This window comes from Allobosea sp. P1_A7 (genome assembly GCF_056406775.1).
This window is the reverse complement of the sequence record NZ_JBFTZN010000034.1, coordinates 14,598-31,845: the sequence shown is the minus strand read 5'-3', so window position 1 is coordinate 31,845 and position 17,248 is coordinate 14,598. Positions and strand designations below refer to the sequence as shown.

The 17,248-nt window shown below is 66.9% G+C and carries 13 protein-coding genes and 2 pseudogenes; 10 read left to right on the top strand and 5 right to left on the bottom strand.

From position 1 onward, the window contains the following. Positions 1–136: 136 nt before the first annotated feature. The gene (locus AC1D34_RS08495) at positions 137–1,039 is read right to left on the bottom strand and encodes a PhzF family phenazine biosynthesis protein (RefSeq protein WP_441493830.1); all 903 of its coding nucleotides are present in this window, start codon (positions 1,037–1,039) and stop codon (positions 137–139) included. Between the two features lie 202 nt (positions 1,040–1,241). Next, positions 1,242–2,120, bottom strand: a complete 879-nt coding sequence (locus AC1D34_RS08490; protein WP_476824004.1) for a helix-turn-helix domain-containing protein — start codon at positions 2,118–2,120, stop codon at positions 1,242–1,244. A 440-nt stretch (positions 2,121–2,560) separates the two neighbouring features. Between AC1D34_RS08490 and AC1D34_RS08485 the strand changes: the two genes are divergently transcribed. Together AC1D34_RS08485 and AC1D34_RS08480 are read left to right on the top strand one after the other, a co-directional pair. After that, entirely contained in the window at positions 2,561–3,973 is a 1,413-nt protein-coding gene (locus AC1D34_RS08485) for a M20 family metallopeptidase (protein ID WP_476824003.1), read from the top strand. 172 nt (positions 3,974–4,145) lie between these two features. Further along, on the top strand, positions 4,146–4,520 hold the full coding sequence (locus AC1D34_RS08480; protein ID WP_476824002.1) for a VOC family protein: 375 nt from the start codon (positions 4,146–4,148) through the stop codon (positions 4,518–4,520). A 269-nt stretch (positions 4,521–4,789) separates the two neighbouring features. Here the strand turns inward: AC1D34_RS08480 and AC1D34_RS08475 are convergent, their stop codons facing one another. Both AC1D34_RS08475 and AC1D34_RS08470 read right to left on the bottom strand, forming a co-directional pair. Continuing rightward, complete coding sequence (locus AC1D34_RS08475) at positions 4,790–6,862, bottom strand: transglycosylase domain-containing protein (RefSeq protein WP_476824001.1); 2,073 nt, start codon at positions 6,860–6,862, stop codon at positions 4,790–4,792. A 152-nt stretch (positions 6,863–7,014) separates the two neighbouring features. Continuing rightward, positions 7,015–7,611 (bottom strand): IMPACT family protein, encoded by a 597-nt coding sequence (locus AC1D34_RS08470; protein ID WP_476824000.1) that lies wholly within the window; start codon positions 7,609–7,611, stop codon positions 7,015–7,017. Between the two features lie 216 nt (positions 7,612–7,827). Between AC1D34_RS08470 and AC1D34_RS08465 the strand changes: the two are divergent. The 3 genes and pseudogenes from AC1D34_RS08465 to AC1D34_RS08455 form a co-directional block, all read left to right on the top strand. After that, positions 7,828–8,049: pseudogene (locus AC1D34_RS08465) on the top strand (LysR family transcriptional regulator); the annotation flags it as partial. 43 nt (positions 8,050–8,092) lie between these two features. Next, positions 8,093–9,418, top strand: coding sequence for an epoxide hydrolase family protein (locus AC1D34_RS08460; protein WP_476823999.1), 1,326 nt, complete (start codon positions 8,093–8,095; stop codon positions 9,416–9,418). Positions 9,419–9,478: 60 nt separating this feature from the next. Further along, positions 9,479–9,580 (top strand): annotated as a pseudogene (locus AC1D34_RS08455) (IS481 family transposase); the annotation flags it as partial. 101 nt (positions 9,581–9,681) lie between these two features. Here the strand turns inward: AC1D34_RS08455 and AC1D34_RS08450 are convergent. Beyond that, on the bottom strand, positions 9,682–10,572 hold the full coding sequence (locus tag AC1D34_RS08450; RefSeq protein ID WP_441493559.1) for a LysR substrate-binding domain-containing protein: 891 nt from the start codon (positions 10,570–10,572) through the stop codon (positions 9,682–9,684). Between the two features lie 172 nt (positions 10,573–10,744). Here AC1D34_RS08450 and AC1D34_RS08445 point away from each other — a divergent pair, with 172 nt between their 5' ends. Genes AC1D34_RS08445 through AC1D34_RS08425 form a run of 5 tightly spaced genes read left to right on the top strand, consistent with a single transcriptional unit; the run spans position 10,745 to position 17,183 of the window. After that, the gene (locus tag AC1D34_RS08445) at positions 10,745–12,121 is read left to right on the top strand and encodes an acyclic terpene utilization AtuA family protein (RefSeq protein ID WP_441493560.1); all 1,377 of its coding nucleotides are present in this window, start codon (positions 10,745–10,747) and stop codon (positions 12,119–12,121) included. Further along, positions 12,118–12,525 carry an AtuA-related protein gene (locus AC1D34_RS08440; protein ID WP_441493561.1) on the top strand — a complete coding sequence of 136 codons (408 nt, stop codon included), beginning with the start codon at positions 12,118–12,120 and terminating at the stop codon, positions 12,523–12,525. The genes AC1D34_RS08445 and AC1D34_RS08440 overlap by 4 nt, the downstream gene beginning before the upstream one ends. Beyond that, on the top strand, positions 12,522–13,937 hold the full coding sequence (locus AC1D34_RS08435) for a dipeptidase (RefSeq protein WP_476823998.1): 1,416 nt from the start codon (positions 12,522–12,524) through the stop codon (positions 13,935–13,937). Before AC1D34_RS08440 ends, AC1D34_RS08435 begins: the two co-directional genes overlap by 4 nt. A 4-nt stretch (positions 13,938–13,941) precedes the next feature. After that, entirely contained in the window at positions 13,942–15,549 is a 1,608-nt protein-coding gene (ggt, locus tag AC1D34_RS08430) for a gamma-glutamyltransferase (RefSeq protein ID WP_476823997.1), read from the top strand. 56 nt (positions 15,550–15,605) lie between these two features. Continuing rightward, the gene (locus AC1D34_RS08425; RefSeq protein WP_476823996.1) at positions 15,606–17,183 is read left to right on the top strand and encodes an ABC transporter substrate-binding protein; all 1,578 of its coding nucleotides are present in this window, start codon (positions 15,606–15,608) and stop codon (positions 17,181–17,183) included. The last annotated feature ends 65 nt before the right edge of the window (positions 17,184–17,248 follow it).

Sequence of the window (17,248 nt, the reverse complement as noted above, 5' to 3'; positions counted from 1 at the left end):
GGGCAGGGCTGGTCGAGCTCAGCCGCGACCAGCCCGGCCCCTCGCGCGACGCCTCTATCGCCGCAGTCGAGCCACGGCAAGGCCGCGATCAGGCGCGATAGGGGGCTCGACCAGGAGAAGCGTCAGCGCGAAACCCCTAGACGGCAAAGCGCTCGCTGCCCTGATGCCATTCGTGCGGTTCCGCTGGCTTGACGGAGCCTCCAAGAAGACAGCCGACCGGCCTGTCATCGGCAAATCCCAGGCGCACGCCGATCTCGGACAGGGAACCCATGGCCCTTCCCTGGAGAATGGTGATGCGCTGGCTGTCGCGACCCACCAGCCCGTTCCTGAGCAAGCCGAAGGCCAGGGCCGCAGCCGCGATGCCGGTTGCTGCATCCTCGGGATAGCCTGAGGATTTCGGGAATTGCCTCGCCTCGAAACGCTGCGCGCCGCGATCGTCGATCGCGTAGGGATACAGGCCCGTGGAGCCGATGCGCCCGCAGCACTCTTCCGTCCGCCGCATGTTCGACGAGAGGCCATTCAGAAGCGCGGTGCTCTTCATCGGAATGAGCGTCTTGATGCGCGACGTCACCGCATTCTGGATGGGAAGGTCGAGGAGATCACGGCGCGAGAGGTTGAGGGTCGACAGAACCTCCTCTTCCTCGGCCGCAGTGAGGTCGACGACCTTGCCGGCGGGCTGGCTGATCTCGACCGACGGGTCATCGGGATCCGTCAGATCGACATAGCCGGTCACCGGCCCGCTGCGCGTCTCGATGCGCAGCTGATCGGCACCGAGCTTCCCAGCCATGGCCAGGCACCACAGCGCGCCGATCGTGGCGTGCCCGCACATTTCCATCTCGTGGCGCGGCACCCAGAAGCGGAAGGCATAATCGAAATCGGCACTGGACCCCGGCAGGACGAAGCCGGATTCGTGGCCGAAGCGCTGGGCCTCCGCCTGCATTCTTTCGTCCGGCCATCCCGACGCATCGATCGCGATCGGGCAAGGATTCCCGCCGCTTCCCCTATGGGTGAAGACGTTGACAAGCCTGATGTCGTTCATCGTTGCAGCCCCGATCGCGTCATGGACGGCGCGACGGCGCCGACGGCGGCAGTCCCGAAGCCGATCGGCATCGTCCTCGTCAGATCCGAACGGATGACGAAGCCATTTGGTTGAGCGCCCTGCATCGCATGTCCTCGCCTGGCTCTTGAAGCATCCCACCAGGATAAGGGGCGGGGCGGCCCCTTGCGCGACCGAGCGGGCCTCAAGATTTGTCGGATCGGGCCAAGTCCCGCCGCGCGGTCGTCGGCGTCAGGCCGGTCAGGCGCTTCATCGCCCGCGCGAGGGCGGAGCCGGATTCGAAGCCGACGCGCCAGGCGATCTCGCCAATCGGAAGCGTCGTCGCGACCAACAGCTCCTGCGCCTGCCTGATCCGCACATGGTCCTGGAAGGCGGCAATCGAGAAGCCTGTCTTGTCGCGGAACAAGCGGGTTGCATGGCGTCTGGACAAGCCGAACCTGTCGGCGATGAGGTCGAGCGGCAGGTCCTTGCTGGCGTTCTGGCCGATGAACGACCTGATCTCCGCAACGAGCGTTTCGCCATGCCCCTCCGGGCGCGCCCCGGACAGTTCATCGCTTCGCTCGATCTGCGCGAGGCAATGGATCAGCAATGCCGCAGCGAGGTGGCTGCGCGTGACCTGCGCAACTCGGTCGTCGGCGTGTCCACTCTGGCATAGCCCGCGAAGCGACCGGATCTCGGACGTCATCGCGAAAAAGCCTGTTCGTCCGAGCTTGCTGCGCACACGATGCAATGAGCCGATGCCGGCCTCGATCTTCGCCAGTTGTCCATCTGCGGCATAGATCGCCACATGGCGATGGATCGGTCGGGCTGCCGAGGTCTGGTGCGCGAGACCCTGTGGAACCACCGCGAAACGGTCCTCGCTCAGCCAGGCGCCGGATTGCCTGGTCTCGTCGCGGAAATCGACCGCTCCGATATGCGGCAGGAAGATCATCAGGCAGTCGTGCCAATGCCACGGCATGCGGTAATCGGAGCCGCCGCCCATCAGCGTCAATTGCTCTTCGCCATCGGCAAGCAGCGCGCCCACCGCGGAGCTGTCCCGAAGCTGTTGGATCGACCGGAGCATGTTTGCGTGCCTAGCATCAGAAGCGAGATCGGAAAATGATTGGCTCCTGCACTTGCGTCCGGCAAGCACCGGCGGTCTCTGCGCCCGACAGGATTATCCCCGAGGGGGGCGTAAGGGTTTGGAGACGATCCGCAGCCTGCGGCAGGCACTGGGCCGTTTGCGCCTCTCAACAACCTGACATTCCGGGCCATCTGGCTCGCCGGCTGAAGAGAAGCGCCGAAAGCGGGAACGGACAAAGGCAAGCATCGCGAATTTCGGAGCGCACAAGCAAACGTCGATCAGTCTGCAACAATTGCCGATTCTTCTGAGTAAAATTCGGCCATTCTGCCGTTCGCCTTGTAGTAGCCTCTCGAAGGCTGGGGCTGTCGATATCCGGCGATTGCGGATGACGGCGGCCTTCGGCAGCCTCTATGGCGCGAATGCAATCTCGGGAGAAGGCTGTGCAGAATACCGATAAGATTTGGACGATCGTCGATTCAAAGCAGGCGGACTACATCGAGTTGAGCGACCGCGTCTTTGAAATGCCCGAACTCAACTACCGCGAGGTCAAGTCGGCTGCGGCCCACGCCGAGCAGCTTCGGCGCGAGGGATTTCGCGTGGAGACGAGCATCGCCGGATTGCCGACCGCCGTCATGGGCGAGGCGGGAGAGGACGGCCCGGTGATCGCCATCCTCGGCGAGTACGACGCGCTGCCTGAGCTCTCGCAAGCCCCCGGCATGTCCGAGCATCAACCGCTTCCGAACCAGCCGGCCGGCCATGGCTGCGGCCATAACCTGCTGGGGGCCGGCGCCATGCTGGCGGCCGCGGCGGTCAAGGATTTCCTCGCGGAGCGTGGGCTCAAGGGCCGCGTCCGCTACTATGGCTGCCCGGCGGAAGAAGGTGGGGCAGGCAAGGCGTTCATGGTCAAGGAGGGCGCCTTCAAGGACGTCGACATCGCGATTTCCTGGCATCCCGCGGATTTTGCAGCGGTGACGGCAGCCATATCCCTGGCCAACACGACGATCGACTTCGAGTTTTCCGGGCGCGCCAGCCATGCCGCCGCTTCTCCGCATCTCGGCCGTTCAGCGCTCGACGCCGCCGAGTTGATGAATGTCGGCGTCAACTACATGCGCGAGCACATGCCGAGCGATGCGCGCATCCACTACGCGTATCTCGAAGCAGGCGGCATCGCGCCGAACGTTGTCCAGGCCAAGGCCAAGCTCCGATATGTCGTGCGGGCGACGATGGTCTCCCAGGTCCATGAACTCCTCGCCCGGGTCCGGAAAATCGCCGAAGGAGCGGCACTGATGACGGAGACCACGGTCACCAGCGAAATCGTCAGCGCGATGAGCAGCTTGCTGGCGAACACCCCCCTGGAGGATGCCATGCAGCGCAATTTCGATCGGCTTGGCCCGCCTCCGTTCGATGCAGACGACGTCGCCTTCGCCAGGCGCATGCAGAAGAGCGTGACGCCCGCGCATATCGAAAGCGCATTTCGCCGCTCGGGATTGCCGGTGACGGATTTTCCCCTGTGCAACGCGATCGCACCCAAGGAGGTGCCGGGGCCGCGTATGATGGGCTCGACCGATGTCGGTGATGTCTCCTGGGCCGTGCCGACGGTACAGGCGCGGGGCGCGACGTATACGATCGGCACGCCGGGGCATTCCTGGCAGTTGACGGCCCATGGTCAATCGCCGCTAGCGCACAAGGGCATGGTTCACGTTGCGAAGGTCATGGCGGGCGTAGCCGCGGACGTGCTCGTCGAACCGGGATTGCTGGAAAAGGCCAAGGCCGACTTCGAGGAGCGTCTGGTCCGGACGCCCTATAAGGCGCTCCTGCCAGACGACGCCAAGCCACCTATCCACATGTTCTGACGAACGGAGGGCCATGGCCCGGCCGACGAATGGTGGAGCCATGGCCGCGAGCTCGCGCTCGCTCACCGAGCCTCCTAAGCCCCGCGATCGCCTGTGCCGCGACGGCATTCTGGGGGGTCGCTTGCGGACCGCGCTCGACTATCTCGCACAGGCCCTCTTTGGAGATAGAGGTATGTTCACTCACGTCATGATCGGCAGCAACGACCTGGAGCGGGCTAGAGATTTCTACGACGCCACATTCGCCGCGTTAGGAGGCGAGCCTGGCGAGATAGATGCCAGAGGCAGGCTGATCTATGCCCACAAGGGCGGTCGGCTGATGATCACGAAGCCGATCGACGGCAATCCAGCGACCGCGGCCAACGGTGGGACTGTCGGTATCGCCGCTGCGAGCCGTGACCATGTCCTCGCGTGGCACAAGGCCGGCACCACGCATGGTGGGACGGCGATCGAGAGCCCACCCAGCGAACGCCCGAACGGAGCCTTCGTCGCCTACCTTCGCGATCCGGACGGAAACAAGCTCACCGCGCGCTCTCAGCCGACGAAGTAACACAACTGGCAACAGCCGCTCCGAAGATCATCCCGCTTTTCGGGAGATCCGCCGGCAAGCGGACGGTCCAATCTCGGCCCCTCCTTTCGGGTCAATCGGCCCGACAGGAAGCGGACCTCCCCGCAGTCCCAGATGGGTCGCGAACGGAAGTCAGGCGAGACGATTGGCAATCTCTGCTTCCAGGCCACCAGCCAGAGTCTGCTCCTGGCGCAGCCTCGGAGCGGCCCCGTGACAACAACGGGCTCAGCTCTGGGCCGAACGACTGGACCTCAGAGCCCGAACAACCTCTCGAAGAAATTCTTCTGGCGCTTGGTGCGCTGCCGGGGTTGGCCCTTGCCGCTTTCATTGGCGTAGCGCGGATCCTGTCCGGCGCCGGCCACGCCCGCCAGGCCGACCGGCTTCTGGTCCTTGAGGGCGATCTTCATGAAATTGTGCCAGATATCGGTCGGGAGGTTGCCGCCGGATACGCCCTTGGTGGGTGTGCTGTCGTCGTTGCCGAGCCAGACGCCGGCAACCAGATTGCCGGTGAAGCCCACGAACCAGGCGTCCTTGTAGTCGTTGGTGGTGCCGCTCTTGCCGGCCATGGGCCAGCCGGGCATCCGCGCCCTTTGGGCCGTGCCGATGACAAAGACGTTGTGCAGCATCGCGTTCATCATCGCATCGGTGCCTGGATCGATGATCCGGCCCGCATCGCCCGGCGCCGGGCGGCTGAAGATCGACTTTCCATCCGCAGCCTTCACCTCGGTGATCACGTAGGGCACGACCCCGAAGCCCCCGTTGGCGAAGCTGGCATAGGCGCCGACGAGCTCGAGCGGCGTGACTTCGGAGGTTCCGAGCGCGATCGTGGGGTCGGCCTGGAGCGGCGAGGCGATGCCGAGGCGCTGTGCCGTTTGCACGACGGACTGAGGACCGACCTCCATGGTGAGTTTCACCGCCACCGTGTTGAGGGAGAGGGCCAGAGCATTGCGCAGGGTGATCGGCCCGCGATAGCCGCGGTCATAGTTCTCGGGCTTCCAGCCGTTGATGTTGACCGGCGAATCCGTGCGCACGGTGTCGGGCCGAAGCCCCCGCTCGAGCGCCGTCAGATAGACGAAGGGCTTGAAGGACGAGCCCGGCTGGCGGCGGGCGGAGGTTGCCCGGTTGAACTGGCTCGTCTCGTAGTTGCGGCCACCCACGAGCGCAGTCACGGCCCCGTCCGGCCGCATCGCCACGAAGGCGCCCTGGCTGACATTGAATTTCTGGCCCTTGGCGTCGAGTTCGTCCACGAGCACCCGCTCGGCCGCCGCCTGCAGGGCTGACTCGAGGGTGGTCGAGACCACGATGTCGGAATCGATGGCGCCGACGGTGTCGTCGAGCGCTTCCATCACGTAATCGGCGGCATAATTGGCGGAGCCGGCCGCTTTGGGACGCACGATCTCGGCCGGTGCGCCAAGAGCCGTCCCGGCCATGTCGGGCGTGATGAAGCCGAGCTCCTTCATCGCCGCGATGACGCGTTCGGCGCGGGCCTGTGCGGCCTCGCGGTTGCGGCTGGGGGCCAGGCGCGAGGGGGACTGGACGAGGCCGGCCAGCAGGGCGGCTTCCGACAGCGACAGGTTGCGGGCCGACTTGCCGAAATAGCGTTGCGCCGCGGCCTCGACACCATAGGCACCGGCGCCGAAGTAGACCCGGTTGAGATAGAGTTCGAGAATCTGGTCCTTGCTGTAGCTGCGCTCCAGCCAGAGCGACAGGATCGCTTCCTGGATCTTGCGCGAGACCGTGCGCTCCTGGGTCAGGAACAGGTTCTTGGCGAGCTGCTGGGTCAGCGTCGAGCCGCCCTGGAGTCCTCCGTCATGGGCCAGGTTGCGGTAGGCTGCGCGGAGAAGGCCCGTCAGGTCGATGCCCCAATGGTCGTAGAAGCGCCGGTCCTCGATGGCGACGAAAGCCTTGGGCAGGGAGGGCGGCAGCTCCCCCAGCGAGACCTCGCGGCCGCCCGTCTCGCCGCGATTGGCGAGGGGCGAGCCGTCGCTCGCCAGGATGGCGATGTTCGGGGGCCGTTTCGGCACCGTGAGCTGGCTGAGCGGAGGCAGCTGCGCGGCGTAATAGGCGACGCCGCCGCCCAAGAGGATGACGCCGCCCAGGCAGAGCCCGAGCCCGGCATAGGCCAGCTTTCTCAGGACCGAGTCGCCGCCCGCGCGCCGGGCCTTTCCGGGCTGGCTGGACGCATCAGCGCTGACCTGAGAGGCCGGCCCGCGCGCCATAGTCTCGCCCTCCCGATCCTCGGAGGAGGGGCGAAAATCCAGCTCATGCGCGTCCGTCGCCAGCGCGTCGACAAGCGGCTCGCGCCGGTCAGATCCGTTCGCCACCTGTGGTCAGCCCCCAATCCGTGCAGCCGGTGCCATCGGGCGCTTCTGACATCGGGTCTTGGCGCAACTAAGACCAGCAGACAAGGCGCTCTGTCGCCATCTCCATGCCAGCGCGATGTCGCCGGGCGAGCGTCCGCCCGGAGATCGAGAACCTAGTCGTCCCATCTGATCGCCGCGCGTCCGCTGGTGATGTCCCTGACCAGTTGGGAGACCAGATCGGCCTCCAGCTTTGGAACCGACACCGACAGCACGGCGCCGGTATCCGTGAAGGCCTGATCGCGCACCTGCACGYCTGGTCGCTCGCCGAACCGCGCCTGGACGCGCGCCAGGTCGCCGAACGCACAGGTGATCGTCGCTGATGCCGCCTCGACCAGCGCCACCGTCTCGGCCGCGCGCAAGCAGAGGGCGGCCGTGCCGCCATAGGCGCGGATCAAGCCGCCGCTGCCGAGCAGGACCCCGCCGAACCAGCGCGTGACGACAACCGCGATGCCGTCCAGCGCTTGCCCGTCAATGGCCGCGAGTATCGGCTTTCCTGCGGTGCCGCTCGGTTCTCCGTCATCGTTGAAGCGATAGCCTTGCCCGCAACGCCAGGCCCAGCAATTGTGATTGGCCGCCGGGTCGGAATGGGCAGCGATGAACTCCTTGGCTGCCGCCTCATCCGCAACGGGAGCGGCGGTCGCAATGAAGCGGCTCTTCTTGATCTCCTGCCGGAATGAGTTGAGCCCAAGGAGTGTGAAGCGGTTTTCCATGCGCTCATGTACCGGCTCAGGAGCACCCTGGGCAAAGCCAATGACAGATCTCCGCCTGGGCGCGACCGGGACTGGTGCGTCACCCATGGCAGCAAGGCCGACCGCGCGTTAGACTGAAGCCGGCCCATCGATCGGGCTGGCCGAGGCCGGTGCGAAGCTTCGGACCGGGGGCGCGGACAACGTCTCTGCCGCCGGCGCAAAGGAGTGTGGGGCCTGATGGACCGCTTCGATGCGATGCAGGTTTTTCTGGCGGTCGTCGATGCCGGCAGCCTGTCTGCGGGAAGCCGCAAGCTGAACGCGCCGCTGCCGAGCGTCAGCCGGAAAGTCGCGGAGCTCGAGCGCCATCTCGGTACGCGCCTGCTCGTCCGGACCAGTCGGAATGTCCAGCTCACCGATGCGGGGCGCGACTATGTCGATGCGGCACGCCAGATCATCGCACAGACCGTCCACGTCTCCGCCTTAACCCCTGAGGAGAACCGCCATGCCTGGTCCGCACCCGTTGATCGGCCGCAGGAGCTTCATCGCATCAACCGTCGTGGGAACGATCGGCGCGATGCTTCCCGCCGTGAGCGCGACCGCAGCGCCGTCTCCCTCGCGCTCGCCGCAGGAGAGCGCGGCCGCAGACCCGAAGGCGAGCGGCGACAGTTCGATCCGGCCATTCCGCTACCACGCGACCGACGAAGAACTCGCCGAGCTGAAGCGCCGCATCAAGGCGACGAAATGGCCCGAGCGCGAGAACGACCCGACCCAGGGCGTCAGCCTCTCGAGCATCGAGAAGCTCGCCGCGTATTGGGCGGACCAGCATGACTGGCGAGACGTCGAAGCACGGATCAACAGCTACCCGAACTTCGTCACGACGATCGACGGGGTGGATATTCACTTCATCCAGGTGAAGTCGAAACACCCGAACGCGCTGCCGGTGATCGTCACGCATGGTTGGCCCGGGTCGATCATCGAGCAGCTGAAGATCATCGACCCGCTCACCGATCCGACCGCTTTTGGCGGCGCTGCAGCCGATGCCTTCGATGTCGTGATCCCGTCGCTGCCGGGCTACGGCTTTTCCGGCAAGCCGGCCGTCAATGGCTGGGATCCGCAGCATGTCGCACGCGCCTGGGCGGTGCTGATGCAGCGGCTCGGCTATGAGCGCTATGTCGCGCAAGGCGGCGATTGGGGCAATGCCGTCACCGAGCAGATGGCGCTGCAGCGCCCGGCAGGGCTGGCCGGGATCCACACCAACATGCCGGCGACCGTTCCCGCCGAGATCGCCCCGCTGCTTCCCAACGGCCCCGAGCCCGCGGGCCTGGATGCCGAGGAAAAGCATGCCTGGGACCAGCTCGTCGATTTCTATGCGAACGGGCTCGGCTACGCGCAGGAAATGGCGGGCCGGCCGCAGACGCTCTACGCGCTGGCGGATTCGCCGGTGGGGCTGGCGGCCTGGATCATCGACCACGACATCCGCAGCTACAACCTCATCGCGCGCGTCTTCGATGGCGCGAAGGAGGGCCTGACCCGGGACGATATCGTCGACAACATCACGCTGTACTGGCTGACGAACACGGCGGTCTCATCGGCGCGGCTGTACCGGGAAAGCAAGCTCGCGTTCTTCGCGCCCAAGGGGGTGCCGCTGCCGACCGGCGTCAGCGCATTCCACGACGAGATCTACCAGGCGCCGGAAAGCTGGACGCGCAAGGCCTATCCGAACCTGGTCTTCTACAGGCGCCACGACACGGGCACGCATTTCGCGGCCTGGGAGCAGCCGCAAGCCCTGACGGACGATCTGCGCGCGACATTCCGCTCGCTGCATTGAGGCGTTGCACAAAGTGCACGGTTCCGGCCGCGAGCTTCTGCAGAGCCCGCGGCTGGAACGCATCCCCAGAACTGGCATCGCCCCCACGGCGGAATCCAGGCCAAGACACCCATCAGCAGACTCGCTCTCGACGAGGACAACCTGTTGACGCTCCACAGCTAGATCATCGGACCGGACACGATTTCCGGTCCGATGATCCAGCCCTTCGGCGAAGAGCGGTTGCACCTTGAGACGGCGAGGGGGCTCGTCGACGCGCCGTTGGGTCAGGCGCCGCCATGCGTCCGGATCGCGTCCGCCAGCCGGGTCGCGCTGAGCGAGAGCGGCCGGGATTTGACCCAGAGCAAGCCGATCCGGCGCTCGATGCTGGGCGCCGTGATCGGCACCATGGCCAGGTCCGTGCTCCGGAACATCGCAAAGGTCATCGATGGCAGCGCGGTGATGCCGAGGCCGGCCGCCGCGAGGGCTGCCGCAGAGGGGATCTGGTCGACTTCGTATCTCGGCTCGATCGACAGGTTGCCGTGGACGAACCCGGCATCGGTGAGCCTGCGCACCGACGAAGCCGGCGAGATCGCGATGAAGTCATGGCCGGCGAGGTCCGCCCAGGTCACGCTCTCGCGCGTGGCGAGGCTGTGCTGGCGGTGACAGACCAGGTGCATGCGGTCCGACGTCACCGGATCGAAGGCGAAGGCGCCGAGCGAGGCCGGGTGGCCGACGATCGCGAGGTCCACGATACCGTCCTCCAGCAGCTCCGTCGCCCGGTCCTGGGGCGCGTCGCGGATCTGGACATCGATACCGGGGAAGCTGCTGCGAAAGGCGCGGATCGCCGGGGGTAGCAGCGTGCAGACCACGGATGGAAGTGCGGCGATCGAGACCCGGCCGTGCACGCCTTCGTTCCGGCTGGCGATCGCCTCGAAGGTCTGGTGCAGACTGCGCACGGCATCGCGCGCGCTGGCGACGACGTGCCGCCCTTCATAGGTCAGCGTCAGCGCGCGCGTCGTCCGGTGCACCAGCCGATAGCCGAGCTCGGCCTCGATGCGCTTCAGCGTCTCGCTGACGGAGGGCTGCGTGATGCCCAGGCGCTCGGCCGCGGCCGTGAGATTCAGCGTTTCGCCGATCGCGACCAGGATCTCCAACTGCCGGATTGTCAGATTCATGGCGCCTCGGTGGTCGATAGGCCGGGCCGGCGGTCTGTCGCCTCCCGTGCAGCTCAGTCATAGGCTCGTCCTATGGAATAATGAATTCCCATTATTTGACTTTCTGAATGCGTCGCCACCAATGCATCAGGCGCGGCCATGGGCCGGGCTGGCGGCAACGGATGGGTTCGGCATGGCGACACAGGTTCGGATCGGTGCTGCGGCKGGCTTTGCCGGCGACCGATCGGATTCGGCCGGGCCGGTGATCGAAGCCTTGGCGCAGCATGACGGGCCCCGTTTCCTGATCTTCGAGACACTGGCCGAACGCACGCTGGCGCTCGCGCAGATCGACCGGATCGCCAATCCTGCCCGCGGCGAGGTGCCCGCGCTCGAGCGCCTGCTGCGCCCGGCTCTCGGGGACGCCGCCCGGCACGGCATCAGGATCATCGGCAATTTCGGCGCGGCCAATCCGCGGGCCGCTGCCGCGAAAATCCGCAGCTGGGCCGCAGAGGCCGGATATCCCCGCCTGAAGATCGCGGTGGTCGAGGGCGATGACCTTCTCGGCCTGATGAGCCCGGCCGAATTCGCCGCCTGCGAGAGCGATGGCACGATCCTGGCGCGGGCGCCCGAGATCATCGCCGCCAACGCTTATCTTGGCGCGGGCCCGATCGCCGAGGCCCTGTCGCGCGGCGCCGACATCGTCGTGACCGGGCGCGTCGCCGATCCCGCTTTGGTGCTGGGGCCGCTGATCCACAGCTTCGGCTGGGCCTGGGACGATTGGGACCGGCTTGCCGCCGGCATCCTGGCGGGACATCTGCTCGAATGCGGTTCGCAGGTCACGGGCGGTTATTTCGCCGATCCGGGCATCAAGGACGTGCCGGGCATGGACCGGATCGGCTATCCCATTGCCGAGGTCGAGGCCGATGGCAGCTTCGTCGTGACCAAGCCCGACGACACCGGCGGGCTGGTCGACCGGCGCACCGTGACCGAACAGATCCTCTATGAGATCCACGATCCGGCCGCCTATCTGACGCCCGATGTCGTGCTCGACCTGACTGAGGTGGAGATCGAGCAGGTCGGCCCCGACCGGGTGCGCGTCAGCGGCGCCAGGGGCCACCCTTTGCCGCCCACCCTGAAAGCGACGATCTGCGTCGATGGCGGCCATCTCGCCGAGGCCGAAATCTCCTATGCCGGCCCCAATGCCGGGGCGCGGGCAAAACTCGCAATCGAGACCGTGCAGCTTCGGATGCGCCGCTTCCATCCTGCTCTCGCCATTCGTGTCGATCTGATCGGCGCCGTCAGCGTCTTCGGCGACAGCGCGGGCTCCGGCATTTCCGACCTCGTCTGGGACAGGCTGCCGGCCGATCTGCGCATCCGCTTCGCGGCCGAGACCGATGATCGTGCCGCCGCCGAGTGCCTGCTGGACGAGGTCGAGGCGCTGTACTGCGCCGGGCCGGCGGGCGGGGGCGGGGTGCGCAAGCGCCTGACGCCGCGGCTGCGCAGCGCGTCCTGCCTGGTCGCGCGCGACAGGGTCACGCCCCGCGTCACCTTCATGGAGGAGGCGGCATGATGGAACTGATCCGCACGCCGCTCCATGCGCTTGCCCATGCCCGCTCCGGCGACAAGGGCAACCGCCTGAATATCGCGGTGGTCTGCCGCCACCCGGCGCTCTTCCCGGTGCTGGCCGCAGAGCTCACGGCCGATCTCGTGGCGGAGATCTTTCGGGCGAGGGCGCCCTCCCGGGTCGTGCGCTACGAACTGCCCCGGCTGGCTGCCTTCAATTTCGTCCTCGACGATGTTCTGGACGGCGGCGTCAATGCCAGCCTGGGCCTCGACGGCCATGGCAAGACCCTGTCCTTCCTGCTGCTCGCGGCCTCCGTCCCGGTCCCCAAGGCCGTGCTGAAAGCTGTCGCCGACGAGACCCCGATCCTCGCTTCGACCCGCCATCCCCAAACTCCTGGAGGCCCGCGATGAGCGCCCAGCCCGTCGTCGATCATCTGCTCGCCCGGCACGATGCCGTGCTGGACCGGCTGAAGGCCTTCCTGAGGCTGCCGAGCGTCAGCACCGATCCGGCCTATGCGCAGGGCATGCAGGACACACGGACGTTCCTGCTCGATTGGTTGAAGGAGATCGGGCTGTCGGATGTCCAGCTGCTCGATGGCGGCGGCCAGCCGGCGGTCTACGGCACCTGGCTCGGCGCGCCCGGCGCCCCGACGATCATCATCTACGGCCATTACGACGTGCAGCCGCCCGATCCGCTGGCGCTCTGGAAGACACCGCCCTTCGAGCCGACGACCCGTGACGGGAGACTCTATGCGCGCGGCGCGTCGGATGTGAAGGGCTCGACCACGATCGCCATCGAGACGGTCGCGGCCTTCCTGGCGGTCAAGGGCCGCTGCCCGGTCAATATCAAGCTCTTCATCGAAGGCGAGGAGGAGACCGGCAGCCCGAGCCTGCATGCCATCGTCGCGCGCTATGGCCCGCTGCTCAAGGCCGACGCCATGATCTCCGCCGATGGCGGCCGCGCCAGCCCGACCGTGCCGACGATCAATGTCGGGGCGCGCGGGCTGACCAAGCTCGAACTCGTGGTCCGCAYCGCCGACAAGGAGCTGCATTCCGGCCGCTATGGCGGCGCGGTCCGCAACGCCCTGCACGAGCTCGCCGCGATCATCGCGACGCTCCATGACAGGAATGGCGCGATCGCCATCCCGGCGCTGATGGAGGCCGTGCGCCCGCTCAGTGAGCGGGACCGGCAGGACACCGCCGCCCTGCCTTTCGACGAGGCGGCCTTTGTCGGCGATATCGGCGGCATCGCGGCCGGCGAGCCGGGCTACAGCATCCGCGAGAGACTGACGCTGCGCCCCGCCATCGACGTCAACGGCATGTGGGGCGGCTATACGGGCTCCGGCAGCAAGACGGTGATCCCCGACGAGGCGCGCGCCAAGATCACCATCCGTCTCGCACCGGGACAGGACCCCGACCAGGCGGCGCAGGCGCTCAAGGGACATATCCTGGCCGTGGCGCGGCCCGGCGTCGCGGTCAGCTTCGAGGCGATCGGCGGCGGCTCGCCGGCCTCGACGCTCGCTGCCGACCACCCCCTGGTCCAGGCCGCCACGCGCGTCCTGAGGACGACATCGCAGCAGGAGCCGGTCCATGTCCGGCTCGGCGCGACCGTGCCGATCACCGCGATCTTCAAGGAGACGCTCGGTCTCGACACCTTGATGTTCGGCTTCAACCTGCCCGACGAGGACGTGCACGCGCCCAACGAGTTCTTCCATCTGGCGTCGATCCCGCTCGGCCTGCAGGCCTGGCCGATGCTGCTGGAGGAGCTCGGGCGTTTTCCTGCCGCGGCCTTTGGGGCTGATGCTCCGGGCGGGAAGGGCTGAGCCGATGGCCGGGATGATCGTCGCGGCCCAGCCTGAGGCCGTCGAGGCCGGGGCGCTGGTTCTCAGGCGCGGCGGCAACGCCGTCGATGCCGCGATCGCCTGCGCCTTCGTGCAATCCGTCGTCGATCCGCAGATGACCGGCATCGCCGGCTATGGCTCGATGCAGATCTACATGCCCGGCCGCAATGCCCATGAGGTGCTGGAATTCTATGCCCGCAGCCCGGCGGCGACCCGTGCCGACATGTGGCAGGACGCGATCATCGGCGAGGCGCCCGACGGCTTCTCCTTCGTGGTCAAGGGCCATGTCAACGAGATCGGCTATCAGGCCGTCGGCTCGCCGGGCAACCTGAAGGGATACACCACGGCGCTGGCCGAATACGGCACCATGGATCTCGCCGATATCATGCAGCCGGCGATCGACTACGCGCGGGGCGGCTTCAGGATCCGGCCCTACATGCATTACTACATGGCGCTGAACCAGTCGGAGCAGGGGCGGGTGCCCAATGAGGACCTGCTCCGCTTCAGCGCGACCGGCCGGGACCTTTATTTCCGGGCCGATGGCAGCCTGAAGCGCCCCGGCGACACCGTCGCCAATCCCGATCTCGCCCGCACCCTGGAGCGGGTCGCGGCAGCCGGCCCCGAGATCTTCTATCGCGGCGAGATCGCCGAGCAGATCGCCGCCGACATGAAGGCGAATGGCGGTCTGCTCGCCTATGAGGATCTGGCGAACTACCAGCTGCGGCGGTCGAAGCCGGTCTGGGGCAGCTATCGCGGCCACCGCGTCGCCAGCGTCCAGCCGCCCGGCGGCGGCGTCTCGCTGATCCAGCTGCTGCATGTCCTCGAGAACTTCCCGCTCGGCGAATTCGAGCATAATGGCGGCGAGCATCTGCGCATCCTGACCGAGGCGCTGATGCGGGTGACGGCCGACAAGGACGCGCATATCGGCGATCCCGATTTCGTCGAGGTGCCGACCGACCGGCTGCTGGCGAAGGACTATGCCGCGACGCTGGCGCAGAGCATCCGTCGGGGCGAGCGCGGCGCCATCGAGCGCATGAAGCTGAAGCCCGAGGCCAACGACACCACGCAGGTCTGCGTCGTCGACGGCGAGGGCAACGCGGTGACGCTCACCCACACGCTCAATATCCCCAGCGGCGTCATCAGCGATGGGCTGGGCTTCATGTATAACGGGCTGATGAGCGCCTTCGATCCGCGGCCCGGCCGGCCGGGCTCGCTGGCGCCGAACAAGGGCCGCACCAGCTCGCAGGTGCCGAGCATCGTCTTCAAGGACGACAAGCCCTTCATCGTCATCGGCGCGCCAGGCGGCACCGCGATCCTGCCGGCGATGGCGCAGGGCATCAGCAACATCATCGATTTCGGCATGCCGGTCTTCGATGCGGTCGCGGCGCCACGGATCAGCGTGACCAGCAATAGCATCGATATCTCGAACCGGATCCCGCGCTATGTCGCCGCGGAGCTGGAGCGCCAGGGCTATCGCGTCGCGCGCTCCTACCAGGGCTTCGCCTTCGCGGCGCTGCATGCGGTGCTCGCCGATGCCGGGCGCCTGTCGGCCGGCGCCGACCCGCAGCGCGACGGCATGTGGCTGAGCGGCTGAGCCGGAATGAAGCGGCCAGCAGACCTAATTCCAGTCATTCGATCATGAGGACCCCGATGAGCGCATCACTCAAAACCTGGCTTGCGGCGACGCTGCTGACGACGGGGCTCGGCCTCGCTCCTGCACAGGCGGCCCCGCTGCGGATCGCGATCGGCGGCGCCTTCACCTCGATCGACCCGCATTTCTACAATGCCACGCCCAATCATTCGGTCGCGATGCATGTCTTCGACCGCCTGGTCGACCGCGCGCCCGATGTCAGCCTGAAGCCCGGTCTCGCCCTGAGCTGGACGCCGGTCTCCGACACCGTCTGGGAGTTCAAGCTGCGCCCCGGCGTGACCTGGCATGACGGCAAGCCCTTCACCGCCGACGATGTCGCCTTCACCTATCAGCGCGCCCGCAATGTCCCCAACAGCCCCGGTGGCTTCGGCGGCTTCCTGCGCGCCGTGAAGACGGTCGAGGTCGTCGACCCGCTGACGCTGCGCATCGACACCGGCGAGCCGGCCCCCAACCTGCCGCGCGAGCTGGCCTTCGTGCCGATCATCTCGCGCCATGTCGGCGAGAGCGCCACGACCGAGGACTATAATTCCGGCAAGGCCGCCATCGGCACCGGCCCCTATAAATTCGTCAGCCAGACCCCGGGCGACCGGGTCGAACTCGTCCGCAATGACGCCTGGTGGGGGCCCAAGCAGGACTGGGACAAGGTCACGCTGCGGATGATCACCAATTCCGGTGCACGTGTCGCCGCGGTCCTGGCGGGCGATGTCGACATCATCGACACGCCGCCCGTCGGCGATCTCGAGAAGCTGAAGGCGGATCCGCGCGTCACCGTCTCCACCACGGAAGGGCTGCGCGTCATCTATCTCGCGCTGAATTCGCTTGAGCCGGGTGCCGCCACCATCACCGACAATGACGGCAAGCCGCTGCCGAAGAACCCGCTGCTCGATCTCAAGGTGCGCCAGGCGCTCTCCATCGCGATCAACCGCGACGGCCTCGCCGACCGGATCATGCAGAAGACGGCCCGGCCGACCGGCCAGTGGCTGCCGGCCGGCACCTATTCCTATGCCAAGAGCGTCACGGTTCCCGCCAATGACCCCAACAAGGCCAAGGCGCTGCTGAAGGAGGCGGGCTTCCCGGACGGGTTCAAGATCACGCTCTTCACGCCCAATGACCGCTACCCGAACGATGCGGCGACAGCCCAGGCGGTCGCACAGATGTGGACGCGGATCGGCGTCAAGACCGCGGTCGAGACGCTGCCCTGGAGCGCCTATGCGACGCGGGGCGGCAAGCAGGAATTCGGTGCCGGGCTCTGGGGCTGGGGCAGCCCGACGGGCGAGGCCGGCTATCTGCTCTCGAACGTGCTCGCCAGCAACAATCCCTCCAAGGGCCTCGGGGTGTTCAATTACGGGCGCTATGCGAACCCGGCGTTCGATACACAGATCGTCCAGGCGCTGGCGACGATCGACGACGGCAAGCGCGAGCAACTGCTCGTCGGCGCGGTCGAGACCGCGGCGCGCGAGGTGCCGATCATCCCGCTCTTCATCCTCGACAACGCCTGGGTCACCCGCAAGGGCATCGTCATCGACCCGCGCCGCGACGAGCGCACGCTGGCGGTGGATGCCCGCCAGGCCAAATAACACGAGCCAAGTAACACGAGTATCGACAACGCGACGGACCGGTCCGGTCCGTCGCCCGGGGACAT